General features: G+C 66.0%; 31 protein-coding genes and 1 pseudogene. 18 read left to right on the top strand and 14 right to left on the bottom strand.

Annotation, left to right across the window (positions count from 1 at the left end):
• The first annotated feature begins 1 nt into the window (after position 1).
• Genes ROP_RS15780 through ROP_RS44825 form a run of 4 tightly spaced genes read left to right on the top strand, consistent with a single transcriptional unit; the run spans position 2 to position 2,464 of the window.
• A complete protein-coding gene (locus ROP_RS15780) occupies positions 2-1,162 on the top strand; it encodes an SRPBCC family protein (RefSeq protein ID WP_012690398.1) in 1,161 nt (386 codons plus the stop codon).
• A complete protein-coding gene (gene gvpJ / locus ROP_RS15775) occupies positions 1,159-1,542 on the top strand; it encodes a gas vesicle protein GvpJ (RefSeq protein ID WP_012690397.1) in 384 nt (127 codons plus the stop codon). The genes ROP_RS15780 and gvpJ overlap by 4 nt, the downstream gene beginning before the upstream one ends.
• Positions 1,542-2,336 (top strand): GvpL/GvpF family gas vesicle protein, encoded by a 795-nt coding sequence (locus ROP_RS15770; RefSeq protein WP_043824828.1) that lies wholly within the window; start codon positions 1,542-1,544, stop codon positions 2,334-2,336. The genes gvpJ and ROP_RS15770 overlap by 1 nt, the downstream gene beginning before the upstream one ends.
• A gap of 2 nt (positions 2,337-2,338) precedes the next feature.
• A complete protein-coding gene (locus ROP_RS44825) occupies positions 2,339-2,464 on the top strand; it encodes an Lsr2 family DNA-binding protein (RefSeq protein ID WP_080512571.1) in 126 nt (41 codons plus the stop codon).
• A gap of 314 nt (positions 2,465-2,778) precedes the next feature.
• Here the strand turns inward: ROP_RS44825 and ROP_RS15765 are convergent, their stop codons facing one another.
• Together ROP_RS15765 and ROP_RS15760 are read right to left on the bottom strand one after the other, a co-directional pair.
• A complete protein-coding gene (locus ROP_RS15765) occupies positions 2,779-3,300 on the bottom strand; it encodes an STAS domain-containing protein (protein ID WP_148222480.1) in 522 nt (173 codons plus the stop codon).
• 833 nt (positions 3,301-4,133) lie between these two features.
• Positions 4,134-4,727 carry a hypothetical protein gene (locus ROP_RS15760; RefSeq protein WP_012690393.1) on the bottom strand — a complete coding sequence of 198 codons (594 nt, stop codon included), beginning with the start codon at positions 4,725-4,727 and terminating at the stop codon, positions 4,134-4,136.
• A 690-nt stretch (positions 4,728-5,417) separates the two neighbouring features.
• Here ROP_RS15760 and ROP_RS15755 point away from each other — a divergent pair.
• Complete coding sequence (locus ROP_RS15755) at positions 5,418-5,918, top strand: hemerythrin domain-containing protein (RefSeq protein ID WP_012690392.1); 501 nt, start codon at positions 5,418-5,420, stop codon at positions 5,916-5,918.
• 458 nt (positions 5,919-6,376) lie between these two features.
• On the opposite strand, the gene ROP_RS15750 is transcribed toward ROP_RS15755, so the two are convergent.
• The 4 genes from ROP_RS15750 to ROP_RS15735 form a co-directional block, all read right to left on the bottom strand.
• Positions 6,377-6,841 carry a CinA family protein gene (locus tag ROP_RS15750; RefSeq protein WP_012690391.1) on the bottom strand — a complete coding sequence of 155 codons (465 nt, stop codon included), beginning with the start codon at positions 6,839-6,841 and terminating at the stop codon, positions 6,377-6,379.
• A 355-nt stretch (positions 6,842-7,196) separates the two neighbouring features.
• Entirely contained in the window at positions 7,197-7,985 is a 789-nt protein-coding gene (locus ROP_RS15745; protein ID WP_012690390.1) for a GAF and ANTAR domain-containing protein, read from the bottom strand.
• Positions 7,986-8,381: 396 nt separating this feature from the next.
• Positions 8,382-8,714, bottom strand: coding sequence for a hypothetical protein (locus tag ROP_RS15740; protein ID WP_012690389.1), 333 nt, complete (start codon positions 8,712-8,714; stop codon positions 8,382-8,384).
• Between the two features lie 41 nt (positions 8,715-8,755).
• The gene (locus ROP_RS15735; protein ID WP_012690388.1) at positions 8,756-9,175 is read right to left on the bottom strand and encodes an Hsp20/alpha crystallin family protein; all 420 of its coding nucleotides are present in this window, start codon (positions 9,173-9,175) and stop codon (positions 8,756-8,758) included.
• Between the two features lie 126 nt (positions 9,176-9,301).
• Between ROP_RS15735 and ROP_RS15730 the strand changes: the two genes are divergently transcribed.
• Positions 9,302-9,691: a MerR family transcriptional regulator gene (locus ROP_RS15730; protein ID WP_012690387.1), complete on the top strand. Its 390-nt coding sequence runs from the start codon at positions 9,302-9,304 to the stop codon at positions 9,689-9,691.
• A 202-nt stretch (positions 9,692-9,893) separates the two neighbouring features.
• On the opposite strand, the gene ROP_RS41215 is transcribed toward ROP_RS15730, so the two are convergent.
• The 4 genes from ROP_RS41215 to ROP_RS40720 all read right to left on the bottom strand — a co-directional run bounded on the left by ROP_RS41215 (position 9,894) and on the right by ROP_RS40720 (position 12,252).
• Entirely contained in the window at positions 9,894-10,442 is a 549-nt protein-coding gene (locus tag ROP_RS41215) for a PAS domain-containing protein (protein ID WP_012690386.1), read from the bottom strand.
• A 38-nt stretch (positions 10,443-10,480) separates the two neighbouring features.
• A complete protein-coding gene (locus tag ROP_RS41210; protein WP_012690385.1) occupies positions 10,481-10,942 on the bottom strand; it encodes a WhiB family transcriptional regulator in 462 nt (153 codons plus the stop codon).
• 128 nt (positions 10,943-11,070) lie between these two features.
• Positions 11,071-11,589: an STAS domain-containing protein gene (locus tag ROP_RS40455; RefSeq protein WP_012690384.1), complete on the bottom strand. Its 519-nt coding sequence runs from the start codon at positions 11,587-11,589 to the stop codon at positions 11,071-11,073.
• 348 nt (positions 11,590-11,937) lie between these two features.
• On the bottom strand, positions 11,938-12,252 hold the full coding sequence (locus ROP_RS40720; RefSeq protein WP_043824826.1) for a hypothetical protein: 315 nt from the start codon (positions 12,250-12,252) through the stop codon (positions 11,938-11,940).
• Positions 12,253-12,622: 370 nt separating this feature from the next.
• Between ROP_RS40720 and ROP_RS43205 the strand changes: the two genes are divergently transcribed.
• Complete coding sequence (locus tag ROP_RS43205) at positions 12,623-12,772, top strand: hypothetical protein (RefSeq protein WP_158306512.1); 150 nt, start codon at positions 12,623-12,625, stop codon at positions 12,770-12,772.
• 377 nt (positions 12,773-13,149) lie between these two features.
• On the opposite strand, the gene ROP_RS45085 is transcribed toward ROP_RS43205, so the two are convergent.
• The 4 genes from ROP_RS45085 to ROP_RS15700 form a co-directional block, all read right to left on the bottom strand.
• Positions 13,150-13,413, bottom strand: coding sequence for a hypothetical protein (locus ROP_RS45085; protein ID WP_331457977.1), 264 nt, complete (start codon positions 13,411-13,413; stop codon positions 13,150-13,152).
• A gap of 30 nt (positions 13,414-13,443) precedes the next feature.
• A complete protein-coding gene (locus ROP_RS45080; protein ID WP_012690381.1) occupies positions 13,444-13,767 on the bottom strand; it encodes a GAF domain-containing protein in 324 nt (107 codons plus the stop codon).
• A gap of 338 nt (positions 13,768-14,105) precedes the next feature.
• Positions 14,106-14,933 (bottom strand): TetR/AcrR family transcriptional regulator, encoded by an 828-nt coding sequence (locus ROP_RS15705; protein WP_043824824.1) that lies wholly within the window; start codon positions 14,931-14,933, stop codon positions 14,106-14,108.
• Positions 14,934-15,420: 487 nt separating this feature from the next.
• The gene (locus ROP_RS15700) at positions 15,421-16,659 is read right to left on the bottom strand and encodes a cytochrome P450 (protein WP_012690379.1); all 1,239 of its coding nucleotides are present in this window, start codon (positions 16,657-16,659) and stop codon (positions 15,421-15,423) included.
• A gap of 450 nt (positions 16,660-17,109) precedes the next feature.
• On the opposite strand from ROP_RS15700, the gene ROP_RS15695 reads away from it, so the two are divergent.
• The 11 genes and pseudogenes from ROP_RS15695 to ROP_RS15645 all read left to right on the top strand — a co-directional run bounded on the left by ROP_RS15695 (position 17,110) and on the right by ROP_RS15645 (position 26,262).
• On the top strand, positions 17,110-17,586 hold the full coding sequence (locus tag ROP_RS15695; protein WP_012690378.1) for a cupin domain-containing protein: 477 nt from the start codon (positions 17,110-17,112) through the stop codon (positions 17,584-17,586).
• A gap of 1 nt (position 17,587) precedes the next feature.
• Positions 17,588-18,793, top strand: a pseudogene (locus tag ROP_RS15690) (LLM class flavin-dependent oxidoreductase).
• Positions 18,794-18,823: 30 nt separating this feature from the next.
• Positions 18,824-19,636 carry a mycofactocin-coupled SDR family oxidoreductase gene (locus ROP_RS15685; protein WP_012690375.1) on the top strand — a complete coding sequence of 271 codons (813 nt, stop codon included), beginning with the start codon at positions 18,824-18,826 and terminating at the stop codon, positions 19,634-19,636.
• Positions 19,637-19,662: 26 nt separating this feature from the next.
• Positions 19,663-20,145 carry a Zn-ribbon domain-containing OB-fold protein gene (locus tag ROP_RS15680; RefSeq protein ID WP_012690374.1) on the top strand — a complete coding sequence of 161 codons (483 nt, stop codon included), beginning with the start codon at positions 19,663-19,665 and terminating at the stop codon, positions 20,143-20,145.
• Complete coding sequence (locus ROP_RS15675; protein WP_012690373.1) at positions 20,142-21,317, top strand: thiolase C-terminal domain-containing protein; 1,176 nt, start codon at positions 20,142-20,144, stop codon at positions 21,315-21,317. Before ROP_RS15680 ends, ROP_RS15675 begins: the two co-directional genes overlap by 4 nt.
• 18 nt (positions 21,318-21,335) lie before the next feature.
• Positions 21,336-21,881, top strand: a complete 546-nt coding sequence (locus ROP_RS15670; RefSeq protein ID WP_231868929.1) for a lipocalin-like domain-containing protein — start codon at positions 21,336-21,338, stop codon at positions 21,879-21,881.
• Positions 21,862-22,176 (top strand): hypothetical protein, encoded by a 315-nt coding sequence (locus tag ROP_RS15665; protein ID WP_012690371.1) that lies wholly within the window; start codon positions 21,862-21,864, stop codon positions 22,174-22,176. Before ROP_RS15670 ends, ROP_RS15665 begins: the two co-directional genes overlap by 20 nt.
• Positions 22,173-22,688 carry a flavin reductase family protein gene (locus ROP_RS15660; RefSeq protein ID WP_012690370.1) on the top strand — a complete coding sequence of 172 codons (516 nt, stop codon included), beginning with the start codon at positions 22,173-22,175 and terminating at the stop codon, positions 22,686-22,688. Before ROP_RS15665 ends, ROP_RS15660 begins: the two co-directional genes overlap by 4 nt.
• Positions 22,689-22,757: 69 nt before the next feature.
• Positions 22,758-23,420: a TetR/AcrR family transcriptional regulator gene (locus ROP_RS15655; RefSeq protein ID WP_012690369.1), complete on the top strand. Its 663-nt coding sequence runs from the start codon at positions 22,758-22,760 to the stop codon at positions 23,418-23,420.
• Between the two features lie 191 nt (positions 23,421-23,611).
• Positions 23,612-25,027 carry an aldehyde dehydrogenase family protein gene (locus ROP_RS15650; RefSeq protein WP_012690368.1) on the top strand — a complete coding sequence of 472 codons (1,416 nt, stop codon included), beginning with the start codon at positions 23,612-23,614 and terminating at the stop codon, positions 25,025-25,027.
• A 44-nt stretch (positions 25,028-25,071) separates the two neighbouring features.
• Complete coding sequence (locus ROP_RS15645; protein ID WP_012690367.1) at positions 25,072-26,262, top strand: aromatic ring-hydroxylating oxygenase subunit alpha; 1,191 nt, start codon at positions 25,072-25,074, stop codon at positions 26,260-26,262.
• Positions 26,263-26,299: the final 37 nt, after the last annotated feature.

Raw genomic sequence — 26,299 nt, 5'->3', positions numbered from 1 at the left:
GATGACTGCGAATCTCGACAGCGCGGCGAAGAAGCTGCGCAAGAACGTATCCGGGGCATCCGGTAAGGCCGCGTCGGTCTCACCACTGCAGAAAGCGGCGCAGAGCCTGCTCGGCACCGTAACCGACAAGGCGGTCTCCACCGTCTCCGACAAGGTGCAGGGTGCCACCGGCCGTCTCAACGACTACGCCGAGGGCGGCGGCGGAAGCCTGCTGTCCGCGATCACCGGTAACGACGACGGGGACGGGAACGACGACGGCAAGTCGCCCCTCTCCGGGCTGACGGACACCGTGAAGGAGAAGGCGTCCGACCTGAAGGACAAGATCACCGGCGGCGGTGGCGGCAAGGGCAAGAAGCTCAAGCTCACCAACATCGTCGAAACGATCGATGTCGGGGTCCCGGTCCAACTGGCCTACAACCAATGGACCCAGTTCGCCGACTTCCCGTCGTTCATGAAGAAGGTCGAGCGGGTGGAGCAGGAGGCGGATGAGAAGCTCGAGTGGAAGGCTCAGATCTTCCTCTCGCACCGAACCTGGGAAGCGTCGATCATCGAGCAGGTTCCCGACGAGCGAATCGTGTGGCGATCGAAGGGCGCCAAGGGGTACATCGATGGTGCGGTGACGTTCCACGAGGTGACCCCCGATCTCACCCGCATCGTTCTGATCCTCGAGTACCACCCGAAGGGGTTGTTCGAGAGGACGGGAAACCTGTGGCGGGCGCAGGGGCGACGAGCGCGCCTGGAACTGAAGCACTTCGGACGCCACGTCATGACGCAGTCGGTCCTCCATCCCGACGAGATAGAGGGCTGGCGCGGAGAAATCCGGGACGGCAAGGTAGTCGAACCCGAGGAGTCCGAGGACTACGACGAGGAACCGGCCGAGGACGAGCCCAACGACTCCGCCGAAGACGACTCCGCCGAGTACGAGGACGAAGAGCCGGAGGGCGAGGACGAAGAGCCGGAGGGCGAGGGTGAGGAGCCGGAGGACGAGGGCGAGGAGCCCGTCGACGAAGCCGCCGAGGGCGAGAGCGGTGAGGAACCCGACGAGGCGGACCAGGAGCCCGAACGGCCGCGGCGCCGTCCCCGCAAGGCGGCCGCGAAGACGACCACGCGGTCCGCGGCGAAGAAGGCGCCTGCGCGCAGCAGGAGAGGGGCACGAGCATGACGACGGCAGGTGGGCCCAGTTCGAGCAGTCTGGCCGACGTCATCGACACCATCCTCGACAAGGGCCTCGTGATCGACGCGTACGTGCGGGTCTCGCTGGTCGGCATCGAACTGCTGACCATCGACGCCCGCGTGGTGGTCGCGAGTGTCGACACCTACCTCCGGTTCGCGGAGGCGGTGAACCGGCTCGAGATCGGTAGCGAGCCGAAGGGGCTGTCCGAAATCGTGTCGGGCGCCACCGAGGGCGGAGCCAAACACAAGACGAAGGGTGCGCTCGAGTCGGCGGGGGAGAAGCTCGGCGGCCTACTGGGCGGCGGGGAAGAAGAGGAAGAACCGGAGCGGGAACGGGTGTCGCGCAAGTCGACTCGAGGTGACAGGTGATGGCCGCATCGGAGAAGACCCCGAAATCGGAGAAGTCCGAGAAGGGGCGGACGACGGGTGTGTACGTCTACGGCATCGTCCCCGCGGACGTCGAACCCGCAGCGGACGCGACCGGTGTCGCGGACGGCACGGTGAGCGTGGTCGCGCAGGGGGAGGTCGCGGCACTGGTGAGTGAACTGTCGGTCGACCGCGCCCTCGGCAAGCCTGAGGACCTGCGGGCCCATGCGAACGTTCTGGACGGGACGGCCCGGGTGGCGCCGGTGCTGCCCCTGCGGTTCGGCGCAGTGCTCAGCGACGCCGACGCGGTGAAGGAGGAACTGTTGTCGGCGCATGCGGACGAGTTCGCGTCCGCACTCGAACAACTGGACGGGAAGGCCCAGTACGTCGTCAAGGGCCGGTACGTGGAGAAGGCGATTCTCCGGGAGATCGTCGACGAGAGCGACGAGGCGGCGAAACTGCGGGATGCGATCCGCGGCAAGTCGGAGGACGCAGGCCGCGACGCGCGGATGGCGCTGGGCGAACTGGTGAGCAATGCGATCGCCGCCAAACGCGACGAGGACACCCGCAAGACCGTGGAGGCGCTCGAGGATCTCGTCGAGTCCGTCAATGTGCGGGAACCCACGCACGAGGAGGAGGCCGTGCAGGTGGCGGTGCTCGCCGACGTCGAGCGGCAGGAAGAACTCGAAAAGGCCGTCGGACAACTCGCCGACGACTGGGACGGCCGGGTGGAGATGAAGCTGCTCGGACCTCTCGCCGCGTATGACTTCGTGGTGACGCAGAAGTCGGAGGGGTAGGGCTGACGATTCCGATATCCGCAGTCCGCGACTGGGCCCGCGCCCACGGCCTTGCCGTCTCCGATCACGGACGGCTGAGCGCCGAGGTCTGGGCGTCTTACCACGCCGCCAGCCACCCCGAGAGTTGACTCTGGGCGCTGCGCCGACCCGGCGAGCCTTCGTGTGTCGCCGAGAAAGATTCAGACGAATTCGCGGCTCCCAGCCGCAAATGTGGTGTCGTGCGGGCAACGCTGTGCCGCCACCGGCCATCTATCCCGGCCCCGAGTCCAGTTTCATTGCGACCGGGCCGCTGTCGTGCCTATGCATCATCATGTCGGCGACCGCTTTCGCGAGTTCCGCGTCGATCAAGCCTCCGGTACGGGCGATCGGAGTGGGTGCAACTGTCTCGGACTCGTTCCCGCAGCCACCTTCGATCTGGTCCGCGGGTCCGGGATCGGCACTCTCATCCGGTGCGTCGCGGCGCGGTCGTGACCGGGTCGGCCCCCAGGCCCCGCGGGCGGCGGGCGCCGCCGGACAGTGGTGGCCTCACCTGTCCGGTGTGGGCGGCAGTGAAGGCGTCCGCGAGGGTGTCGAAGGTGCGCACCTTGTCCATGCCGACCCGGGCGATGATTCGGCGCAGAGGAGCGGGTGCGGCGACGGCCAGGTGGCCCCGTTGCTCGTGGATCCGGGGGCCGGCGTCGGCGAGCGCGGTCAGGGCCGCGCATCCGACGAAAGTGGTGCCGAGCAGGTCGACGACGGCGCTGCGCCCGTGCAGCACGACCTCATCGAGGCACGCGGTGAGTATGGGTGCGGTAAGCGCGTCGACGTTACCGGTCAGGCGCAGCACGATTGGACCACCGGTGGGTTCGTCGATCTTGAGGGTGAACTGGCAGTTGTCGGTAGCGGTTCGATCCCACTCGGCGGTCTCGGACAGGCACAACCGCAGGCGTTGCGGGGTTTCGATAACGGATCGGAGGTAGGTCATGGTTACTCCCCGGGGATCGGCCGGTGAAGCGGCCAACCTCCCGCGGATAACGCGAGGAGTCGGTGCGCGCACAGCGGCCGAAGGCTGGACTGATGCGGCTGCTGGCTCAACCTGTGCCCACGACGGTAACCCCGCTGCGACTGAAACGAAACCCCGCACCGTGAGGTCGACGTTTGCTGCGGCTGTCGAGGACCGGGAGAGGTCGGCCGGCGTCCGGCCGAGGGCGGCAATCGATCGGGGTCATCATCAGATCCCGGTGTCGGGTGCGGGCGTTCAGGTCAACACCGCCGACAATTGGCTGCACTTCGTCCTCGGCCTCGGCGTGATCGCCGCCGGTATACTGTTCGGCCGCCGCACCGTCGCCAGCACGGCACCGGACGCGAGTCCGGGTATCGTCCGATAACCGTCGGCGTCGCCGCGCGGCGGTGAGCGAAGCCATGCCGGCCAGCGGGCGCCCGAGACTCACAGCCGGAAGGCATGTGTCTCGTCCTCTTCCCGACGATTCTCGGGTTACCCGCCGCTCTCTCCCTCCGAGTGGGTTCGGATGGTTCGTGGAGTTCTACTTCGTGGCGAATGTCGGGAACCGTTGAGCGGCATTACCATTCCATAGACCTTGGAGTAAAGACACCGGATCCCACCGACGTGGGGCGGATCCAGTTCCGGAGGCGCCTGTGCCACCCACGGCGGTGAGGCCGACGAGCACGAGGAGGGAGCGGTAAGAGCCGAGGACTGCGGCGGATGATGGTCGACGACGTCCGGGATGCTGTCGAGGTCGTGGTAGACCCCAGGGGTAGGTGGGTTCGTTCTTACGCGATCCGGGGCGGACGCCGTCCTCAGTGGCGCTCGCCGGTCGGGATTTCCTGGGTGCCCGGTGGTGGGGTCTCGGTGTGGGCGAGTTCGGCTACGCGGTCGGCCAGCTTACCGGTCAGCGTCGTGTCGGGTTCGGTGCTCGCGGCGTCCGCAAGCCAGGTGGTGACGGGGGTGGTCGCAGGGTCGGCGGTGTCGCTGGTCGGGGAGTGCCCCAGTTGATGTGAGGTCTCGATGTCTTCGAGGTGCTTGGCGAATGAGTCGGTGTCGAGTTGGTGGGCCGCCTTCTCGTTCAGCTCGGCGTTCTCCGCGGTAACGGTCCGAGGGGCGGACTCGGCGATGAAATCCGATGGGCGGGGGTCGTCAACGTCGCCTGCGGTGCCGGAGTCCGAGTTGCTGCGTGGTGGGGCGTCGGCGCCACGATGGGCCCGGTCCTGGTGGCCCAGAACCGTGCCGACGGCACAATCGAGCAGTTCGAGGCCGCCTCGGTACAGCCGTCGGCCCGGTGCTGTGGGCGCCAGATGTGCGATGACCTGTTCGTCGATCAGGTGCAGGGGGTATCGCACGATCGTGTACTGCACGCGCAGTACGGCCAGGGGGAGTGCGGTGATGGCGTTCATGAGGCCCCAATGTCAGGTGAAGGTCAGGACGGGCTGAGGGTCTACCGGTGCCGTGGAGCGGTCACTCCCTTCGTTCGCCGTGACGTCGAATCGGGTTGGGGCGGAGACTATCGGACATCACCCGTCGCCACCACAGGTCCAGCGGACTCGGATCCGGCCACCGGATCGGATCGTCTTCCGATCCGGCACCGGCAGCATTGCCGCTGGCGGGGTCTTCGATGCGAGGCACGATCTGCACACCCTCTCGGTCAGACGCATCCGATCGGTCGAATGCACATCTTCAATTCAGGTTCGACGTCGGCCCGCCGTTACCGTTCCTCGTCGTCGGCAATCGTTTACCCGGATCCGCGTCCGATTACCCATACCGTGATGCGAGGGCGGGCGCCGCTTGCCAGGCGCCTCGATGACGAAATCTGGCCGATAGGGTAATCGGGGCGGCACGGCGCCCGATAGTCGGAGACCCGCCGGGTCCGGCGCAGCGCATCGACGCCGAGTGCCTGCTGCAGCCGCGGCAGCGAGCATGTCCTCCTCGGCGCGGCCATCGTGGCGGAATAGGTCGGTTATCCGGGTGAAAAGTATTGGCCGGCGGGACCAGCACGCCTGGGTGTTAGCGAGTGGTGCGGGGTGGGTACTGCGTAAACGAGGTCCCCTCCCGGACTGTTCCATCCGATTCCCCTGTGTGAGGTAGTCATGTCGACTGATGCGATCGTGATTCTGAAGAATGACCACAAGGAGATCCGGAAATTGTTCCGGAATTTCCGCGGTGCGGGACCGGACGCCGAGGAAGAGAAGGGCCGCATCGTGAACAAGATCATCGAAGCGCTGACGGTGCATACCTACATCGAAAATGAGGGAATGTATCCGAAGGTGCGCGACCTCGTCCCGGATCTCGAGGACGACATCCTCGAATCCTACGAAGAACATCATGTCGCGGACATGTTGGTCGTCGAGCTGGCAGCGATGAATCCGGGGGACGAGCGGTTCGACGCGAAGACCGCCGTACTGATCGAGAACGTCGAACACCACATCGAAGAAGAGGAGCAGGAGTGGTTTCCCACGGTGCGAGAAGAGTTGGGACGGAAGAAACTCCAGGAGATCGGTGCACGGCTGCTCGAATTGAAGGAGAAGGCGCCCACCTCGCCCGCCCAACCGTCGGCGTTGAAGAAGACCGTCGACGCCGTCCTGAAGTAAGGGTGAGTGCGGACAGAAAGCAGCGGCTCATGCCTCTGGCGCAGCGGTCCCTCGATACCGCACGGACACTGGTTGTGGGGATGCCGTTTCAAGCGGCCGCCGCGTTGCGGGGCGGCTGCCGGGTTTTCCATCCGCGTGGCCTGGTGGTAACAGGGCACGTCTGCCTGGACTCGCCGCGGTAGACGCTCCACGAGAACACCGGTCGACGTGGTGGCCACACTGTCCGGGGGAGTGGGAACCCCGTCGGGAGTACCGGACGTGCTCGGCCTTGCCTTGAAGATCCCACTGGATTCACGTGAGACCGAGTGGCATCTGCTGCCGGGCAGCACCGGTACCTCGGCGGTGACCCGGATTCTCCCGTTCCCTGCACGAGGGTGGAGCAGCGCCCAGTGCAGCAGCCTGGATGCGCTGAGGCAGTCCCTCGTTGACGCGCCGCTGAGGTTCCGGCTCGACCGTGCCTACCGGCGGAGCGCCTCCTCGAGCAGGAACAGTGCATGGGCGGTGGTCGCCTCCACCACATCGCCCGGATCACCGTCGAAGTGCCGCAGTTCGGTGCGCGCCACGCCGCCGGCGACAACCCCGAACCATACTGTGCCCGGCGGTTGTCCGTCCTGAGGATCCGGTCCGCCGGCACCGGTGACCGCCACCGCCAGATCTGCGCCGAGCAGATCTGCCACCGAAGTCGCCATCGCGCGAGCACTGGGCTCGCTGACCACCGGGCCGTCGGGGACCTGCAGCAATCCATGTTTCACGGAGCTGGCATAGGCGACGATGCTGCCCCGGTACCACTCCGACGCGGACGGTGCGGCACCGAGAACGGCGGAGATCCTCCCACCGGTCAGCGATTCCGCGGTGGCGACAGTGAGTTGCCGATCGCGGGCTGTCGCCGAGATCCGTTCCGCACGCTCCTCACAGCTACTCATTCGCCGTGCCCCGGCCGATGCGGTGGAGCGTGACGGCACTCGCCGTACCGCCTGCGGGCATGATCACCAACAGCAGCACGTTGACCATCTGACCTCCACTTCATGCGGAGTGCTACCCGGCTCGCCCGGACTGTAATTCCCGTCGCGGGACACCGCTGATCTTTCATTGATCGCCGACTCCGGACGAGTGCGGCGACCTCTTCTGGGCGGCCCCGCCGGCTACGGGCTTAACCGGGGAGCCTGGCCGTCGCCGCGTCCGGACACGACGAGGGCGTGAGTATCGAAGTACCCTGCGGTGAGCGAGAGTAATCCTGTGGCGTAGCAATTGCTCCAACCTTGTGAGGGAGTCGGGTCATTACCGCCGGTTCGCCTGACTGATTGCACCGTCACCGCGTTCCGTTCCGTTCTGTTCGGCGGCGCCGGACGTCATGTCGACGAGTTCCTGTGCGAGCCGGGCGAGTTTGACGTTTCTGTGTTGTGAGCTGACGACAAGAAAATCGAAGGCGGCGTCCGCGGACACGCCCCCGGTGGCCATGACGATGCCCTTCGCTTGCTCGATGATGCTGCGAGACTCCATGGCTTTGATCAGGCCCGCGACTTCCTCACGCGCGTCCCGGCCCTCTCGTGCCAGGCGGATCGTCGACGCGATCAGGGTGGTGTACACGCCGAGCAGGGCAGCGTCGAGTTCCGAGAAGGACTGGCCGACACGACTGTAAAGATTCAGCGATCCTGTTCCGTCTCCCACCGGCAGCGGCGCACACAGAAAACTGCCCGTCTCGAACCCGGCTGTTTCCGCCGCGGAAGCGAAAGCCGGCCACCGCGCCACCACCCCGCCACCGAAATCACCGACCAGCACGGTGCCCGTGTCCGTCGCGGCAGGACCCGGCCCCTCACCGGTCCGTATCTGAGCATCCTCGAGCGTGGCGACACCAGGGTCCGTGCACGCCACCGACCCACTGCCGCCGGTGCCTGCCGGAAGAAACGCTGCGGCCACCTCCGCGCCGACGAAGGCCTCGACGGCCCATTCGGACAGGCGTTGCAGGAGAATCTGTCTGGGGACGTCTTCTTCGAGAAGCCGACGCAAGGCGTCGAGTGCCTTTTCGGCCGCCTCGATATCTGTGTCGACACTGCTGTACTCGGACACGATCTCCCCTTCCTTATTCGTTCGCCCGAATTTATATTCGTTCGCCCGAATTTATCTCTAGCAAACGCTGAAGATATTTTCGGCTCCGGCCACTCGAGTGCAAGGCTGTGTGGGCAATGCCCCGCCTGCAGTGCGCGCCCGGCTCGGCCGATCGGGGAGGCGCGAGGGCGGTTGGGTGTGCGACTGAACGTGAAGTGGCCCCGGCCTGTCCAGCGCGAGAGGGGCAGGCCGGGGCTATGGATGGACGAGGGTGAGGATCATGTGTCTGCGCGGCCCGTCCACCGGTTGTCGCCACGCGGTGGCGGGGCGTTCGGTGTGCCGATCGGCTGCCCGTTCGGGGAAAACGGAACAGGCGACACCAGAGTCGTGGGTAGCGCAGTAACTCCTCGGAGGTTGTCACGCGTGAGACATCACCTGCCTTCGATGGTTCTCCGCTGATCGTCCCTCTTCACGATGAGGTGGGGAGCGTTGAGTGGCACCCACTTCCGGGTTGGGACTCCTCCGTGGTGCGGCGGTCCCCGACTCGCGCAGCGGAGTCCTCGTGCTCCCGCCGGAGATGCGGGTTGCTGTCACGGTCGGTTCCCCGTCGATGCGGACGGGTGCGAGCGCGTCGGCGAAGATCAGGTCCACCTCGGCTGCCAGCAGTCGGTACTCGAGTGCATCCCAGAGGCATTCGCTCTGTGGCAGATCCGGTTCCACGATCAGTGTGCTGTCGTGTACGTCCACCATGGTGTTTCACCCCTCCCGTAAGTGGTGTGAGTCGGCACGGATCAGGCGTTGACAGCCTTCCGCTCCTCGGTACGGGCGATCTCGATTCTCCGGGCCTTGGCGCGTTCGGCCATCGGGATCGTCAGCCGGAGTACACCCGATTCGTAGGTCGCGGCGATCCGGTCGGTGTCGAGGTTGTCGCCGAGGAACAGCTGACGGCTGAACACTCCCCTCGGCCGCTCCGAGGCGACCATCTCCTGGCTGTCAGCGCGCCCGGGACGTTCGGCATGAACGGTCAGAACGTTGCGTTCGACATCCAACTCGACCGTGTCGGCGTCCACCCCGGGCAGGTCGAACTCGACCACGAACTGTTCGCCTTCGCGCCACGCGTCCATCGGCATTGCCGCCGGTCGTGCCGTGGTGCCGAGGATTTGCTGAGCCAGCCGGTCGAGGTCGCGGAACGGGTCAGTGCGCATCAACATTGTGTCCACCTCCAGAAACCTGAATCGTGATAGGTAACCTTCAGCAAATGCTGTAGATTCGTTATAGCAAACGCAGTAGTCCGCCGCAAGGGCTTGTGCGCACTCGATATGCAGGAAGGACGCGCGATGGTGGTCGACGACGAGTCGCGAGCACGACGGGGCGTCTACGGCATCACCGTAGCGTCCGAGCTCTCCGGATTCGGTACCCAGGCGCTGCGCTTCTACGAACAGCACGGCCTGATCACCCCGTCTCGTACCAGCGGCGGTACCCGCCGCTACAGCGACGACGATCTGGTCCGCTTGCGGCGCATTGCCGAGTTGATCACGGAGGGTGTCAACCTCACGGGTATCGCCCGGGTCCTGGACCTCGAGCACGCCAATTCCGCGCTCGCGGGCGATAACGAGCGACTCCTCGAGATCAACAACAGACTCGAGAGCGACAACGCGGAACTCAGAAAACACCGTCCGGCAGCAGTGACCGGCGATGTCAGGACGCAACGGGGAGGATGCCGGTAGAACCCGGCGACGGACGCGGGCACGGCGCCGGAGTGCAGGTCTGGGCTCCGTGAGCCGATGTCGGCGGCTCACGGAGCCCGGTTCAGCCCGACGTGCAGGGCGCGCTGAACATGTACAGATGTACCCTCAGTTGACGTGAAATACGCCGGGCAGCCTGACGGACCCACGTGATTTCACCGGGGCGGACGAGGGGAATCGGGTCTCACAGTTGCGGAGACAGAGCTCTGGGGTCATCGCAGATCTCGTTGCTGCAGTCCTTCCACACCACCGTCAGCAGGTCGGTGGTGCCGGCGGTGAACGCCGACCCGCGGGCGTGTACCCACAGCCAGTCCCCGCCGCGGTGTCGAAGCCGGAAGTAGGTGCTCCGAGAGCCTCTGCTGTGCAGGGTTTCTCGCACGAATCGGCGCCACCGTGGGGTGTCGGAGGGCAGCAGCAGCCAGTCGCACTCACCTGCGAGTTCGTCGAGGGGGTATCCGAGGAGTGCGGAGTAGGTGGGGTTGGTGAACAGCACCCGTCGCCGGTCGTCGTGGACGGTCAGCGGCAGGGGGAAGACGGTGAACAGGGCATCGAGCACCTCGGTGCGGGATGGGGCGCTCTCGACGCAGTGGAGTGGGGCCGGGGCGACGTCGTCCGCAAGTATTACTGCTGGGGGAGCGCCTGATTCGATCCCCTGAGGCGGGATGGGCGGTGTGGCATCGGCGGCACCATCTGGCTCGAGCCCGGTCAGGGTGGGGGTGGGGTGTTTGTCCACTGCGTGTGCTCCTTGTCGCCGACCGATGTTGCTCGAAGTTACGGTGTGCCCGCCGCCCGGGGTTGTCGTTGTGGTGCCGGGTTGCCATGACACGGCGGACTGGCGGGGATGGCGGATTCGCTGGTGTGCTCATCGTTGTCCGCCGCCCGGGAATGCGAGGGGAGGAGAATCTGGTGTTGTAGGGCTCTGGTGTGGCGTCTGCGGTCGTTTTCGGCAAGTCCGCCCCACGTTCCGTACGGTTCGGCGACATCCAGGGCGTACTCGCGGCATGGACCGATGACGGGGCAGTCGTGGCAGATGCGTTTGGCGTCGGCCTCGCGGCGGGCCCGGTCGTGGCCGCGTTCGCCCTCTGGGGAGAAGAAGAGCGACGCTGGGGCATTGCGGCACGCCGCCCGGATGCGCCAGTCTCCGGGGTTGTGGGCGCCGGTTGGGACGGCCCAGGGCGAATTCGCGCGGCGGGCGGCGGTGGTGCTTGCGGCACTGGCCGGTACGGGGCTCATCGGTGCGCTCATTTACTGTGTCGGGTGCTGCGGGTCCGGGTGGTGTGAGGTTCGCGGCCGCTGCGAGTGCGGACGAGGGCATGCCGCCGGCTACCCACCTGACCGCCAGCAGGTGCCCGCCGGAACCGTCACTGGACGGTGCCGGAGAGGGCCGTGAAAGAGCAGTTCAGCGGTTGTGAGTGGCCGAGGATCGGCGGATCCGCGTGAGAGGCGTCCGCGGAAGCCCGTGAACGTGCGGCGCGGAAGGCGTCGGCGAGGGTGTCGAAGCAGGGCATCGCCGCCGCGATGCCGATCCGACCCAGCATGGCGTGCACTTCCGGGGATGCGGCCATTGTCAGCCGCCGCCGTTGGGCGGTGTGGTGCACTGCTTCGATGCCGGCGCAGCCGAGGAACCGGACACCCAGCAGGTCGATGACCACATTGTGGCCAGTGTGTAGAGCCTGGTCGAGGCACGCCGTGAGCACCGGGGCGGTGACAGCGTCGAGGTCGCCGGACACGGCGACCACCACCGGACCGCCGGTGGGTTCGTCGATATCGATGCGAAATCCGCCCTCGACTTCGGCGGCGGCGTGGGGTGACTGCCAGGTATCTGACGGCGATATGTGCACGCGCTTGGGCGAGTCGACGAGGGAGCGAAAGGTGGCCATGGTGTTCCTCCGGGGTGTGACCGGCCGGAAAGCCAACCCTGGGTGGTCTCGAGTCGAAGCGAGTTGCGCCAGCCGGTGACGGACGAAGTGTCTGCCAGGCTGTGATCTCAACCTCTCCTGAGAAACATACGCCCATTCCGGCAGCGGGGCACCCGCCCGGACCAGTCGGACGTCGTGGGCGCCGCGCTTCGCTATTGCAACCCCGTCTGCGCCGACGTCACTGGCCTGCGTGTTTGCCGGAGTGTTCGCTCGGTGCGAACGCGGCCCGGTTGCTCTCTGCTGGCTGAGATCGGACGACGCCCTCGGGCAGGCTCGGTCCACGGACTGGGCACGGAGCGGGCCGCCGGGTCACAGATTGGGCAGTGCGGAGACGAGGAAGATCAGCCCGGCCGCGATGCCGCACACCCCGGCGAGCATGCCGAGCAGTGCTTCCAGGGAGGTCGACTCGTGGTCGGCGATGTCGGGATGCCGGAGGGCCAGTGCCCCGGCGACGAGGGCGGCCGCGCCGAGGGCGATGCCGAGTCCGAACATCCAGAAAGTAGCGATGGATAACGCCCCGAACATGATCGCCGCATCGGACAGGCGCGTCGCGGGGCGCGGGCGCGCAGGCGGCGGGGAAGTCCGGACGGGTTCGGCGGGAAACGAGCGGGCGGGGGTAGTCATGATCCTCCTTGATCGGACCGAAGGAATGGGGGAGCACCGACACCGCGATGACACGAAACGGCTGAAAACGCCCGGGGTCGACCCACCCTGGCGCTAATAGAGTTACTTTTCAGCCACCATGTGCTCGGCCGGATGCGGGATTGAGCCCCGAAGGTGGTTCGGGAACCTACTCTGCGCCAGAAATATTCGTGTCACTTACGCGTCGGTGTGGCAACTCTAGCACTCTCCAATTTGGAGTGCTAGCTTCGGCGCGATGGTGCAACATCTCGGCAAACTCTGGCACTGCCGGTGACCGAGTGCTAATTTCTTGTACTGCACAGTGACGGTGCTCGTCGGGGACGAGCGCAGGAGTCGAGGGAGGTGCATTGCTGTGCGCAACGACAATCGACATCAACACGAGTCCAGTGGTCCCACTACCGACGATCCGCTCGTGGTGGGCGAGCCGGTGCGCTGGCCGGATCCGAGCCCGCTGGCGAACTGGTGGCAGCAGATAGTCTTCGGCAACCGGAGGGCCGCGTGAAAACCGTGCGTGTACCGCGGGCCGTTTTCGCGTGTAGCCGCTGCGATCGGGGCTATCGATCCCGGGAGGGCGACCGACCGGGCCTGGTTGCTTCGGTGGCCCGGCTCAACGGCTGGGAGATCGGCGAGACCGTTCTGTGCCCCGGGTGCGCCTCGATCACCATCATGGCTTCCGGGGCAGCCGCGTCCGAGTCCGTGGGCGGTGTCCTGACCGGGTTTGCAGAAGTGGTGAGGTGACACCGACGGCAGCGGACGGTCGAGGCTACCGATGGCTGTGGGCGGCGCATCGGGGTCCGGACTCAGCTGTGCGAGGGGGCGGTGGGGAACAACGACGGTCCCTGTCGGTCCGGCACGTACCGTGACCACGCGTACGTGCTCTCACGAGTGTTGTTCTCGCGGTTCGGGTCCCAGTTCGATGATTTTCGCGGCGATAACGGCCACCGGGGTGTTCGACTCCTGCGACAGCGTCACCAGCATCGCGAAGGCCTGGTCTGCGCCGACGGCGAAGATCGCGATCGCGGCGTGCGCGGCCAGCACCTCGCCGATGGTGACGGACTCGGCGTCGAATGCGTGTGCCCGGATCCCGAGCACGTTCAACGCGCCGGCGACCTCGGAGTGGGTGTAGAGCCGGAACGAGACCATGCTGTGCACCCCCGCATTTACGGCGGCGCGTCAGAAACGCGGCCACCGCGGTTCGGCGGCGAGATCGTCGCTGCGGGTGACGAACCCGTCGACGGCCGCCGAGACGCACGGCCCCTCACCGAAACGGGCCTGCAGCGCATCGAGTTCGGCGGGCAGCGCCGAGGTGGACGCGTGCGAGTGATACCGGCCGTGGCCGGGGATTGTCAGGATGTCGGCGCTGTCCGCGCCCGAGATCAACTCCACGGCGGCGTCGGTGACCCCGCGCAGGGTCGACTCCGCGTCCGCCGGGGCGGTCCAGGAGCGGGCCAGCTCCGCCATCAGGGGCCCCAGGCCCTGATGATCGAACGCGTTCATCGCGGCAGGCCCTCCGTGTCGAGAGCAGTGTCGGTGCCCTCGAACGCGTCGACGACAACTCTCGTCGAGCGGGCCTGTGAAACAAGAAAACACCGAAGGCGGCATACGCCTCACCTCGAACCCTACGCCGCAATGACCGGGATGGGCGCCGACCGCGCGCCGACGCCGTCGCCGCCGCGCTCCATCACCTGAGCGGGCGCATCGACACCGAGTGATCGGCTTTGATATCGACCGGTACCGGTGTTCGAGGGACGTGCGTGCCGCGTCCTGGCAGCTGGCCGGGTTTGTCACGCTTTCGACGCGCGAGTGCCCGGTCGAGCGCCCCGGCAAGGGGAATGTCACCGACCTGGGTCAGCTGGGTGCGTGCCGACGGGTTTCGGTGTGACGGCGCGGGAAGTGGATGTCGACCGCGGGCTGCGCGAGGAGTTGTTGCCGGCGCCGCGCCGCGCGCCCCTTCGTGGCGGCGTAGCGGAGGCGATCTCGCCGTTGACCGACTGCTGCGGGTCGCCGGGCGCCGGTGGCGGCGTCGTGCCGCGGTGGCTGACCCGGGCGATCTCACGTGTGAGAAGTTCACGAAAGTAGTCGATGTTCGTGGGGGCGACCAGGCCGGGTAGGAGCAGGTCCCAGGTGGTCGTCAGCCGGACGGACAGATCGCCGAGGCGGTCGGTGGCCGCGGCCAGCACACGCGCCCCGGTGAGGGTTTCGACGAGAAGCAGGGCAATCGCGTCCGGGTCGGCATGGTGAAGGTCGCCTTCGGTGACGGCGCGGCGGGCGAGTTGTCGGTAGTCGGACAACCAGGTGGTGAGCAGCGGTGTGCCGGCACCTGGGCGGTCGGGAACTTCGGTAATCAGGCGGAACGTGGCCCCGAGGGTGGCGTCGTTGACCACAGGATCGAGCAGGGCGCACGAGATGCCGATCAGCGCTTCGAATGCGGGACTGCGGGTGCGAAACGGGCTGCACGCGATCTCGAACCGGGTGCTGCCGGCGTCGATGACCGCGCGCGCGAGTGCTTCCTTGGAATTGAAGTGCTCGTAGAGCGCGCCCTTGCTGACGTGAGCACCGGTGGTGATCGTGTTCAGCCGGGCATGGGCATAGCCGACCCGGGTGAAAACTACCGCCGCGGCCTGGAGCAGGGCAGCACGAGTGAGTTCCGCCCTCTTCTGCATCACTGATCACCCCGCTCGAGACCGCCGCACTACCTGAATCGGAATCCGGACCCGGCCCCCCGGCTCCCACCCGAGTGCAACAACGCGAGAACAGAGTCCGACTGGTCTGTTTGATTCTCCTCTCCTCAACTGCGGGTGTCAGCGTTGGTTCGCCGCGCTAAGCACTCATGGAACGAGCGCCTCTACGCCGACCGCATCACCATCGGATCACGCATCAACATCCAAGACTGATGCGTGCCCCACGCGGATCCTGGGCGCTCTGACCATCGGGGCGTTGCGGCCGGTGTCCTGGTCTCCGAAGGCTTCGTCGCCGAACCGAAGTCACTCGTCGCGGGCATGCCTCGCAAAGTTCGGCGCACCTGCACCCGGACGAACTCGAACAGATCCGGCGCAACGAGAGCGACGAGGCCGCGAAACTGCGGGACGCCCGAGAGTCCCCGGAGTTTCCTCCGGGGACTCTGTCGGTTGGGGCCGAAGCCCGAGGGCGTCAGCGCGTCGAGGGGGTGAACGTGATGGGTAGTTTCTCGCAACCCCGGACCTGGGACGAATGGAAGACGGCCGGACTGTCCGGTACGAGGGCGTAGTCGGGAATCCTCCGGTGGATTTCCTCCAGCGCCAGCCGCAGCTCGAGTCGTGCGAGGTGGGAGCCGAGGCAGCGGTGGGGGCCGGCGCCGAAGCCGATGTGGCGGTTGGGATGCCGTTCGATCTGCAGTTCGTCGGCACCGTCGAACTCGTCCTCGTCGCGGTTGGCAGCGGTCATCACCACCAGCAGCTGGTCGCCCGCCCTGATGGTGACATCGCCGATCTCGACGTCCCGGGTCGCGCGGCGGCCGCTGCTCGTCGCGGTCTCGATGCGCAGAATTTCCTCCACCGCCGACGGGATCAGCGTCGGGTCGTCGATGATCGCCGCGCGCTGCTCGGGATTGCGCGACAGGTGGATCAGTCCCCAGGCGAGAGCACCCTGGACGGTGTGCAGTCCCGCCACCAGGAGCAGGAAGAACATTCGGCACAGTTCCTCGTCGGTGAGTGGTCGGGGCTCTCCTCCGACGTCGAGCGAGGTGTTGATGATCTGCGCCGTGAGAGTCTCCGCACTGTCTTCGCCGGATCGCACCCGCGCCACGACCCGGCCGAAGTACTCGTAGATCTCGGCGGCGGCCTTCGCGCGGGCCTCCGCGGACTCCTCCTCGCTCGCCCCGGGGATGCCCTGGAGCGTGATGTCGGTCCACTCGGTGAATTGCGGAGCGTCGCTCAGGGGCCATCCCATGAGCGCGAGGAAGATGCGAGTGGGCAGTTCGTGCGCGAACTCGGAGATGAACTCGCATTCGCCGGCCGCTGCGAATCCGTCGATGAGATCGGTGATGATCCCCCGGATCTCCGGCTCGAGGGCCTTCATGCTCTTGGGGCTGAACAGCGGCTGCAGGGCCCGCCGGTAGTGGCTGTGCTCGGGCGGGTCGAGTTCGAGCGGGAGGAACCTACCCTGGGCCGCATTCAACAGGTTGTTGGGGAAGCTCGAGAACGTCTCCGGATCCTGGAGAACCTGGAGGGCTTCCTTGTACCGCGTGACCACCCAGTGACCGCCGTGCTGCGGCGACCAGAGGATCGGTCCCTGCGCGCGCAGTGCGGCGACACGCTCCTGGAACACATCCGTGGGCGATGCCAGGGACGGGTCGTACACATTGAAGTCGGTGATCAGGTGACCGGGAATTTCGATCTGTGTCGTGACCATCGGGGATCCTTCGCGAGGGGAGAAGTCCGGTACGTCGCCTCGGGCTGGAGGTGACGCTTCCGGAGGGTCGGATGAGCTCGCGCTGCCGTGAACCAAGGCGAGGGCTGAGGTGAGAAAGGCGACTGCCTTGCGACGAAGGTAGATCAGCGGCGTCGGCGCGGTCAACAGTGAATGTGTTCTAACCCCGTATGACGCATGGGATTCAGGAGCCGTTCCGTGCCACCTCTTGACCAATTAACCGATAGCATTTAGATTAACTCACGTGATCCGCGACACAGTGGTGAATGTGCAGGTGGTGCGGCGCACGGGCGTGTGCGGCAACCCCGGGCAGTAGCGGCGCGAAAGCGTTGCGGAACAGAGGATCTCACCAGGCCTGAACCATTCGAAACAGCCCCTCGGTCGCGTTTCTCTTGTTCTTCCCTCCCAGTAGCTTCTTCCGAAGGGGCAATCATGAGCTTTCGCCGCGTGATTGTTGCCGAACAGAACGGTTCGGCTGTGCTCGTTGACGACAGCAAGGTCGCAAGGCTGGACGCCGAGGGGATCGACCCCATCTGGCGTTCCGACTCCGTCCCCGAGGTGCCCAATCCCGGCCGTATTTCCGACACCGTCGGCTTTCCCGGTCCGGGTGGGGTCTGGGTGATCGGCTGGGTGCTCGAACCGGGACGGATCGGCGACAGCGACAACGGAATAGTGGTCATGGACGAGGAGATGCCGGGATTCCATCGCACCGATTCCGTGGATGTGCACGTGCTTCTCGAGGGCTCGCTCGTGCTCGAACTCGAGGACGGCACGGAGATCGGGCTCGGCGCCGGCGACACCGTGGTCGTCAACGGCACCAGGCATCGATGGCACAACCGAGGAGAGCAGACGGCTCGGGCCCTCGTCACCATCTGCGGCGCATCACGCACCAACCGACAGGAGATCTGACATGGAATCTACAGTTGTGAACAATGCGCCGGCCGGGCGGACTGCACCGCTCCGGTGCGGAGTGTTCCTACCGCCGTATCACAACCCCCGACGCGACCCCACGATGGCGATCGAACAGGACCTCCGGCACGTCGAAGATCTCGATCGGCTCGGATTCCACCAGGTGTGGTTCGGGGAACATCACAGCGGTGGATACGAGGTAGGGCCGTCACCGGAACTGATGATCGCGGCGGCGGCGCAGCGCACGTCCCGCATCGAACTCTGCAGCGGCGTCATCTCCCTTCCTTACCATCATCCGCTGATGGTTGCCGATTGAATCACATTCTTGGACCACATGACTCGTGGACGCATTCGGATCGGTGTCGGACCGGGTGCGCTCGTCGCCGACTCGCAGATGATGGGCATGGACTACAACCTGCTGCGGCCGCGGATGGAGGAATCCCTGGACGCCGTCCTCGAACTGCTCAATACTCCCGGGCCCGTCGACCGGAAGACGGAATGGTTCTCGCTCGAGGACGCCCGAGTCCAGCTGGGCCCCTACTCGTATCCCGGGGTGCCGATCACGGTCGCCGCCGCAATGTCGCCGTCGGGCCCGAAGCTGGCCGGAAAGTACGGGCTCGGTCTGCTGTCCATCGGCGGCACCAGCGCGAAGTCGGTCGAATTGCTCGCACAGACGTGGGACATCACCACCCGCGAGGCGAACTCCTACGGGCAGACGGTGGATCGCAACGACTGGGCCATCGTCGGCAACATCCACATCGCCGACACCTTCGAGCAAGCGGTCGAGGACACCCGTTACGGGCTGCGCGACTTCATGGACTACCGCCACGTCGTCACCCCGATGAAGATGATCGAACCCGGTGAGGACATCGCTCACGAGGAACTGGTCCGGCGGGTCAACGAGTCCGGCTACGGCTGCATCGGCGACGCGAACGACGCCATCGCCTACATCCAGAAGATCATCGACCGCACAGGAGGATTCGGCACCTTCCTGGCGACGGCCCACGACTGGGCCGACACCGAGGCCACGTCGCGCATGTACCGCATTCTCATGCGTGACGTCATGCCGCGCTTCACCGGAACCTGCGAGCCGCTGCTGAACTCCTACCACTGGACTCAGGCGCGCAAGGAAGGCTTCAGCGAACGCTTCGCGACCGGCATCAGTCAGGCGACCCAGGACTACGAACGCGCGAAAAGCGCACGGTAATTCCAACCCTTTCGAGTATCAGGAGTATCGATGACGTCACTCGACGGAAAAGTAGCAGTCATCACCGGCGGAGCGCGAGGGCAGGGGCGTTCGCACGCGCTCACCCTGGCCGCTGCCGGCGCCAAGATCGTCGTGTGCGACATAGCCGCACCGATCGAGGAGGTGCAGTACGCACTCGCGGCACCCGAGGATCTCGCGGAGACGATCCAGCTGGTCAAGGAGGCCGGCGGCGAGATCGCCGGCATGCAGGCGGATGTCCGGAGCAGTGCGGACATGCAGGCCGTCGCGGACCTGGCGGTGTCGCAGTTCGGACGGATCGACATCCTGCTGGCGAACGCCGGTATCCACGATCATTGCGAGTCGACGATCGAGATCGCGGACGATGCGTGGCAGACGATGCTCGACGTCAACCTCACCGGGGCGTGGAAGGCCTGCAAAGCTGTTGTCCCCGTGATGATCGACGGAGGCCGCGGCGGATCGATCGTGATCACCTCGTCCGTCGACGGACTGCGCGCTGCACCGTCGTGGGGGCACTACGGAGCGGCGAAGCACGGACTTCAGGGACTGAAGGACACGCTCGCATTCGAACTGGGCCAACACAACATTCGGGTCAACACCGTCAACCCCACGGGCGTCAATTCGCCCATGGCGGCCGGTCTGTCGCAGGTGCTGCCGCACGTGGTGCGGAAGTGGAAGGACAACGACCGCACGAACCTGCTGGACGTGATGATGCTCGAACCGCAGGACATCTCCGACGCCGTGTTGTGGCTCGTGTCCGACGCTGCGAAGTATGTGACCGGGATCGATGTGCCGATCGACGCGGGTTACCTCACCAAACACTGATGCCAACTCACGAGAGTGGAGATGTGATGACTCCGAGTGCGGAGCTGGCCCGCGAGTTCCCGGCGACGGCGCTGGTCGGTCCGTACGCGGACGGCCTGGACCTGCCCTACTGGGAGGGTCTGCGGGCGGGTGAGCTTCGCCTGCAGAGGTGCGGCGAGTGTGGGCTGTGGATCTGGGGACCACGCTGGATGTGCGGGCGGTGCCAGGTGTTCGACCCGGACTGGGTGGCTGTGGAAGCGGTCGGACGGGTCTTCTCGTGGTCTCGGACCTGGCACTCCTTCGTCCCGGAACTGGCGGGCGAACTGCCGTTCGTCACGGTTCTCGTCGAATTGCCGCACGCCGGGGGACGCCGGGTCCTCGGCCTGCTGACGGAGGACGGAGCCGCCGACATCGCCATCGGTGACGCGGTCAGGGGGATCATCCAGCAGCCCGCCGACTCGCCCTGGCCGCTGCTCCGCTGGCAACGCGCGAGCACCTCGTCCGAGACCGAGCGGGGCGAACACCGATGACCGATACATTTCTCCGCGGGGCGGCCGCCGTGGTGGGCGTCAGCGAGTTCCACTACAAGCGAGGAGAATCGCCCGACAGCGAACTCCGGATGACGCTGCGGGCGATCGTCGAGGCGGCAGCCGACGCCGGCGTGCCACCACGCGAGATCGACGGCTTCGTGTCGTACGGCGGCGGCGAGAACGACGGGACCGTCGTGGGAGCGTCGCTCATGTCGCACCGGATTCGATGGTCCAACATGATCTGGGGAGGCGGCGGCGGTGGCGCGGCCGCGGCGATCACGAACGCGGCGATCGCCATCGCTGCAGGGCAGGCGCGCTGTGTCGTCGTCTATCGCGCAATGGCGCAACAGGATTCCGGCCGCCTCGGTTATGCCAGGCACCACTTCGACGGCCACATGCTCCCGCACGGGGTCGGGTCACCGGCGCAAGCCTGCGCGCTGCGCACCCGGCGGATGCTCGAACACGACGGTGTCCCGGAATCCGCGATGAGGTCTCTGGTGCTCGCCGACTACTTCCATGCCCAGCGAAATCCGTCTGCCGCGGCATTCGGCCGTCCCCTCGACGAAGCCGGCTACGAGGCGTCCCGGATGATCGTCGAACCGTACCGGCTCTACGACTGCTCACGGGAGAACGACGGCGCGGTCGCCTTGATCCTGGTCTCCGCGGATCGCGCCGAGACGCTGGGACCGAATCCGGCGTACGTGCTGGCCGGTAGTCAGGGCGCGGTGGGCGGCTATGCCGTCGACACCGAGAACGATCTCGACTACACCTCGGCCGGATTCTCCGGCGCCGCCGGGGTCGCGGAGACTCTCTGGGCGGACGCCGACCTCGGTCCCGACCAGGTCGATGTCGTCCAGGTCTACGAGAACTTCAGCGGTTCGGGAGTGGCCGCGCTGATCGATCACTCGCTGTGCCCGCGGGGTGCCGAAGCCGGCAAGGTCATGACCGTTGACAACCTGACCGCGCCGCACGGGTTGCTCCCGGTGAACACCAGCGGTGGAAACCTGGCGGATTCCTTCGTCAACGGCATGGGTCTGGCCGTCGAAGCGGTTCGCCAGGTGCGGGGTACCTCCACCAACCAGGTTCCCGACGCGGCGGTATCTCTCTTCATCGGCGGGCCGATGGCCGCACTCTCGAGTTCGGTCCTTCTCTGTACGCGCGACGTGCTGTGAGCTGAAAGGAAGCAGGACATGGCAGTGACAGGAGAGAAACCGGCGATGAGCCCCCGGTCCGACATCCCGATCGCGGACCGAATCGTCGGGTCCTGGGAACTCGTCGAGTACTCGACGACGTCCGACACGGGCACCGTCGGCCATCCGCTCGGGCCGGACGCTCGCGGACTGATCATCTACTCGGCGGACGGGTTCATGTCGGCGCAGATCATGCGCCCCGGCCGGACCCTGTACCGGTCGGCGAATGTGCACCGCGGCGAGACGAGTGAACGCGGCGAGGCGGCCGGCGGCTACCTGGCGTATTCGGGCCCGTACCACGTCGACGAGACGAACTCCGCCGTATGGCACGAGATGGCGGTATCGCTGTATCCGAACTGGATCGGCGACAACCAGAAGCGTCATGTGCGCTTCGACGGCGACCGGATGACCCTCTCGTCGGATCCACTGGTGTTCCGCACGACCACCCTGCTGCCCGCGCTGGTCTGGCGGCGCACCGCGCCGATGCCGGCCGGCTCCCGCCCCCACCACGGAGAAACGGAGAACCATGCGCATCGTCGTCGATAACGTCCCCGGGGAGCCGCAGATCCGGCTCGAGGACGCCGGCGAGTTCGGCTCCCTGCACATCGAAACAGCCGACCCGTGGCACGTGGTCTCGCCCGAACACCTGTCAGCTCTCGGCCGACCGTCCGGCGCATACCAGGTGTTCGTCGATCCGGACACGATCCGTGCCCTCGCGGGCGAACGGGCGTCCGACGAGTCGTGGTCCGCGGGATTCGAGGCGATGATCGACTACGCCGACCGCCGCGGATGGCTCAGTCCCGCAGGCGAGATCAGGGTGCACATCGCACCGACCGTATGAGAGGACGAGACGTGTCGACGCAATTGGACGGTGTGAACACTCGGGCGCTCCGTGACGTCCTGGGGCATTTCTGTTCCGGCGTGACGGTGGTGACGGCAATGGACGGGGACGAACCGGCGGGGTTCACCTGTCAGTCGTTCTCGGCGCTGTCGCTGGATCCGCCCCGGGTATTGCTGTGCCCGAGCAAACGCTCGACGAGCTGGCCCACGATCCGCACCGCCGCGACGTTCTGCATCAACGTGCTCGCCGCGGGGCAACAGGGCCTCAGCGACCGCTTCGCGGTATCGGGAGGGCCGAAGTTCGACGGAGTGCCGTGGCACCCGGCCGAGCGCGGAGCGCCGATCCTGGAGGGTGCGGCGGCCTGGTTCGAGGTGGCACTCGATGTGGAGCACGACGGCGGCGATCACCTGATTGCCGTCGCCGCGATGCTCGACTTCGGGGCCGACCCGGCTACCGAACCTCTGCTCTTCCATCGGAGCCGATACAGGGGGATCGTGGATTCGAGCCGCTGATCGTGCCGAATCTGGGCACAGCCGCACGAACGGGCGTATCGACGGGGTTTTCGATCGAAAGTGGGAATGATGGCACGACCGGCAAGGCCGCTGATCAGTCGGGGTTCGACGATCGCGGCCAGCATCGAGATCATCGACACCGAAGGAATGGATGCGTTCAGTCTGCCGCGCGTCGCCAAGCATCTGAACGTGAGTACGTCGTCGCTGTATCACCATTTCGCCGATCGTCGTGAACTCATGACCGAGGTGGCGAAGGAGATCATGCTGGAAGCGGTCGTCCCCGACCATGTACCAGGCAAGGACTGGGTGGAGTGGTTCGTCGACCTCAGCCTCAATTACCGCGACGCGATTCTCCGCCATCCCAACGCCGCGCTCGTGCTGGTGCAGTTCCTTCCCCGGGACATTCTCACGAGCACATATGAGAAGTGCGCTCGAATTCTCGATGACTCGGGTGTACCGGCGTCTCTGCACGTGGTGATCTTGGATGGGCTGGAGAAACTTTCGCTCGCGACCACCCTCACCGACCTGATGCGCCACCCGTTCGAGAACAGGGAGATCTTCCCGAACGTCGATGCGCGCAGGCATCCCACGCTCACCCGCGCGCTGGCGACGAACCGGTGGTCGTCCCGTGAGCTCTTCGTCGTCACGATCCGCAGCTTCCTTGCCGGTGTGGTGAGTAGGGAGCCGGCGAGCGTGAGTGACGTGAGCGGACGGAATGTCGTCGGGTCCTGAGTATCGACACCGAAAAGCGTTGCAGACGAGATGGTTTGAAATGCAAGAATCGCAAACGTTCTTGACAGTTCGTTATCTATAATCATAAGGTAAAAGTACTTACTGATGATGCCGGGAGCGTAACTGCCGGGGCATCCTCTGCGAGCTGCCCGATCGATTTCGATCTACCCGATGATGCGGAGTGAGCCATCGTGAAATGTGATCTGTACGTGGACGGCACATGGACTGCCTCCGCGAGTGCCGAGCGTATCGACGTGGTCGATCCGACCACCGAGGAGCGGATCGGGGACGTGCCCGCCGGATCGTCGGAGGATGTCGATCTCGCGGTGGCCGCCGCGCGACGGGCGTTGCCGTCGTGGTCGCAGACCGAGCCGAACGTTCGGGCCGAGTTCGTCTCGCGGCTGGCCGACGAACTGGAACGACGGCAGGACCAGATCACGGACATCGTCGTCGCCGAGGTCGGCACCCCGCGCAGGGTTGCCCGCTGGGCGCAGGTCGGACTGGGCATCGTCGACCTGCGTGAGGCCGTGACCGCTGCCGAAAACTTCCCGTTCGAAGAAGCGCTCCGCAATTCTCTGATCGTGCGGGAGCCGGTCGGTGTGATCGGGTGCATCACGCCCTGGAACTACCCGTTGCACCAGATCACCGCCAAGCTCGGCGCGGCGCTCGTGACCGGGTGCACGGTGGTCGTCAAGGCCAGTGAGGTCGCGCCGTTCACCGCCCGGGCCCTCGCCGAAGCGGTCGACGCGGTAGGCATCCCCGCCGGCGTGTTCAACCTCGTCCACGGATACGGACCGATCGTCGGCGAGGCGATCGCCGTGCACCCGGACATCGACATGGTCAGCTTCACCGGATCGAATTCGGTCGGAAAACGAGTCCTCGAACTGGCCGCGGGAACCGTGAAGCGAGTGTCGGTCGAACTGGGCGGCAAGAGCGCGGCGGTGCTGCTCGACGACCTCGATGCCGACGACTTCGCGAAGGCGGTGCAGCACACCGTACGTGCCTGCTTCATGAACGGCGGACAGTCCTGCAATGCACAGACTCGGATGGTCGTACCGCGCTCTCGCCTCGCCGAGTCCGAGGAACTCGCCGCAGAGGCGGTCGCCGCCTATATTCCGGGCGACCCGACCGACGGCGACACGAAGCTCGGCCCCATGGTCACGGCGGCTCAGCGCGAGCGGGTTCTCGGCTATATCCGCACCGGAGTCAAGGAGGGCGCGAAACTCGTCGCCGGCTCCGTCGACGCGCCCACCGGCACCGGCTATTTCGTGGAGCCGACCGTGTTCTCCGAGGTGGACCCGGATGCCACCATCGCGCAGGAGGAGATCTTCGGTCCGGTGCTGTCGATCATCCCGTACGACACACCAGGACACGCGGTCGAGATCGCGAACGGCAGGATCTTCGGCATCGCCGGTGCTGTGTGGTCTTCCGACCCGGAGCGTGCGAAGTCGGTCGCGCGGAAGCTGCGTGCAACGCAGATCGAAGTCAACGGCGGAAAGTTCAACGGTGCAGCGCCGTTCGGCGGGTTCAAGCAGTCCGGCCACGGTCGCGAGGGCGGATCGTTCGGCCTCGAGGAATTCACCGAAATCAAGAGTCTCCAGCTGTAGCGACGGACGTGCGGGCTCTGACGGGTCCGCGAAGGAGTAGCACGATGGTTTATACCGATCTGCCGTACGACGAGGCGACGAAGACCGGGTTCGCCCGAGCCATGTTCGATCACCTCGATGGCGGCACCACCGACATGGCGCCGGAGATCCTCGAGGTCGATCCTCGCGTCTACACCGATCCGGAACTCGCGGCGCGGGAGCGCGCCGAACTGTTCGGATACGTTCCGATCATCGCCGCGCACAGTACCGAACTTCCCGGCAAGAACGACTTCCTGACCGTCCAGCTGCCCAACAATGAAGTTGTCCTGGTTCGGCAGGCCGACGGCGGCGTTCGCGGTTTCGTGAACACCTGCCGCCACCGTGGCGCCCGGCTCGTCCCCGACGACGCGGGCACGAGGCGGATATTCTCGTGCCGCTATCACGGGTGGGCGTACGGGAGCGACGGCAGCCTGCGCTCGATCGCGGACGAATCGACATTCGGATCGGTCGATCGCAGCTGCATGAGTCTGTTGGAGATTCCGGTCGAGGAGCGGCACGGGTTCATCTGGGCCGTCGACTCCGCGGCGGGTGATCGCAAGATCGACGTCGCGGAGTGGCTCGGCCTGGAGTTCGACGAGTCCCTCGCCGCCATGGAGATGGACAAGTACACCTGTTACGTAGCCCAGAACTTCGATGTGGACATCAACTGGAAGGTCCTGATGGACGCCTTCCTCGACGGCTACCACATCACCTCGACCCACGCCGGAACTGTCGCCCCCTACTTCTACAACAACGCGCAGTTCTGGGAGCCGATGGGCAGGCACGGGCGGATGGTGACAGCGCGCAAGAGCATCGACACGGTTCGAGGTGAGGCGCCCGACGCCGCGTCGATCGATCGGCACATCACCGTTGCGCACTTCCTGATGCCGAACATGACCGTCCTGCGCCAACCGGATCACCTGGAGGTTCTCAACTTCGTCCCCGCGCCGGGTGCGGCCGTCGGAACCCGGATGCAGATGCGGCTCCTCACGCGGGAACCCGCGGTGACGGACGAGCAGAAGGCGCGGTGGGACAAGAACTGGAGCATTCTCCTGGCCGTGCTTCGCGACGAGGACCTCGTCGTCAACGAAGGCCTGCAGAGGGCCGTCGCGAATACCGACATCGGACCGCTCTATTTCGGACGCAACGAGATTGCCAACCAGCACTTTCACGAATGGATGGCGCGCGCGTTCGAAGATCCGCGCAGGTGGGGCTGAGCTCCCGCGCGCCCCATCGAGTCCCCACATACCCAAC

Source organism: Rhodococcus opacus B4 (assembly GCF_000010805.1).
GTDB classification, from domain to species: domain Bacteria; phylum Actinomycetota; class Actinomycetes; order Mycobacteriales; family Mycobacteriaceae; genus Rhodococcus_F; species Rhodococcus_F opacus_C.
Note: the sequence above shows the minus strand (reverse complement) of the source record. Positions and strands in the feature narration are given on the sequence as shown.

Excerpts from the sequence above, each read along its gene's own strand:
- ROP_RS15665 (WP_012690371.1), top strand. The coding sequence starts at position 21,862 with ATGCGCATCGTCGTCGATAACGTCCCCGGGGAGCCGCAGATCCGGCTC.
- ROP_RS15735 (WP_012690388.1), bottom strand. The coding sequence starts at position 9,175 with ATGTTGATGCGCACTGACCCGTTCCGCGACCTCGACCGGCTGGCTCAG.
- ROP_RS15750 (WP_012690391.1), bottom strand. The coding sequence starts at position 6,841 with ATGAGTAGCTGTGAGGAGCGTGCGGAACGGATCTCGGCGACAGCCCGC.
- ROP_RS15755 (WP_012690392.1), top strand. The coding sequence starts at position 5,418 with ATGTCGACTGATGCGATCGTGATTCTGAAGAATGACCACAAGGAGATC.
- gvpJ (WP_012690397.1), top strand. The coding sequence starts at position 1,159 with ATGACGACGGCAGGTGGGCCCAGTTCGAGCAGTCTGGCCGACGTCATC.
- ROP_RS15705 (WP_043824824.1), bottom strand. The coding sequence starts at position 14,933 with ATGCAGAAGAGGGCGGAACTCACTCGTGCTGCCCTGCTCCAGGCCGCG.
- ROP_RS15655 (WP_012690369.1), top strand. The coding sequence starts at position 22,758 with ATGGCACGACCGGCAAGGCCGCTGATCAGTCGGGGTTCGACGATCGCG.
- ROP_RS45085 (WP_331457977.1), bottom strand. The coding sequence starts at position 13,413 with ATGGTCTCGTTCCGGCTCTACACCCACTCCGAGGTCGCCGGCGCGTTG.
- ROP_RS40720 (WP_043824826.1), bottom strand. The coding sequence starts at position 12,252 with ATGACTACCCCCGCCCGCTCGTTTCCCGCCGAACCCGTCCGGACTTCC.
- ROP_RS15670 (WP_231868929.1), top strand. The coding sequence starts at position 21,336 with ATGGCAGTGACAGGAGAGAAACCGGCGATGAGCCCCCGGTCCGACATC.
- ROP_RS15695 (WP_012690378.1), top strand. The coding sequence starts at position 17,110 with ATGAGCTTTCGCCGCGTGATTGTTGCCGAACAGAACGGTTCGGCTGTG.
- ROP_RS15700 (WP_012690379.1), bottom strand. The coding sequence starts at position 16,659 with ATGGTCACGACACAGATCGAAATTCCCGGTCACCTGATCACCGACTTC.
- ROP_RS15780 (WP_012690398.1), top strand. The coding sequence starts at position 2 with ATGACTGCGAATCTCGACAGCGCGGCGAAGAAGCTGCGCAAGAACGTA.
- ROP_RS15685 (WP_012690375.1), top strand. The coding sequence starts at position 18,824 with ATGACGTCACTCGACGGAAAAGTAGCAGTCATCACCGGCGGAGCGCGA.
- ROP_RS15770 (WP_043824828.1), top strand. The coding sequence starts at position 1,542 with ATGGCCGCATCGGAGAAGACCCCGAAATCGGAGAAGTCCGAGAAGGGG.
- ROP_RS15660 (WP_012690370.1), top strand. The coding sequence starts at position 22,173 with ATGAGAGGACGAGACGTGTCGACGCAATTGGACGGTGTGAACACTCGG.
- ROP_RS15675 (WP_012690373.1), top strand. The coding sequence starts at position 20,142 with ATGACCGATACATTTCTCCGCGGGGCGGCCGCCGTGGTGGGCGTCAGC.
- ROP_RS15740 (WP_012690389.1), bottom strand. The coding sequence starts at position 8,714 with ATGGTGGACGTACACGACAGCACACTGATCGTGGAACCGGATCTGCCA.
- ROP_RS15680 (WP_012690374.1), top strand. The coding sequence starts at position 19,663 with ATGACTCCGAGTGCGGAGCTGGCCCGCGAGTTCCCGGCGACGGCGCTG.
- ROP_RS15760 (WP_012690393.1), bottom strand. The coding sequence starts at position 4,727 with ATGAACGCCATCACCGCACTCCCCCTGGCCGTACTGCGCGTGCAGTAC.
- ROP_RS15730 (WP_012690387.1), top strand. The coding sequence starts at position 9,302 with ATGGTGGTCGACGACGAGTCGCGAGCACGACGGGGCGTCTACGGCATC.
- ROP_RS45080 (WP_012690381.1), bottom strand. The coding sequence starts at position 13,767 with ATGAACGCGTTCGATCATCAGGGCCTGGGGCCCCTGATGGCGGAGCTG.
- ROP_RS41210 (WP_012690385.1), bottom strand. The coding sequence starts at position 10,942 with ATGAGCCCCGTACCGGCCAGTGCCGCAAGCACCACCGCCGCCCGCCGC.
- ROP_RS15645 (WP_012690367.1), top strand. The coding sequence starts at position 25,072 with ATGGTTTATACCGATCTGCCGTACGACGAGGCGACGAAGACCGGGTTC.
- ROP_RS40455 (WP_012690384.1), bottom strand. The coding sequence starts at position 11,589 with ATGGCCACCTTTCGCTCCCTCGTCGACTCGCCCAAGCGCGTGCACATA.
- ROP_RS15765 (WP_148222480.1), bottom strand. The coding sequence starts at position 3,300 with ATGACCTACCTCCGATCCGTTATCGAAACCCCGCAACGCCTGCGGTTG.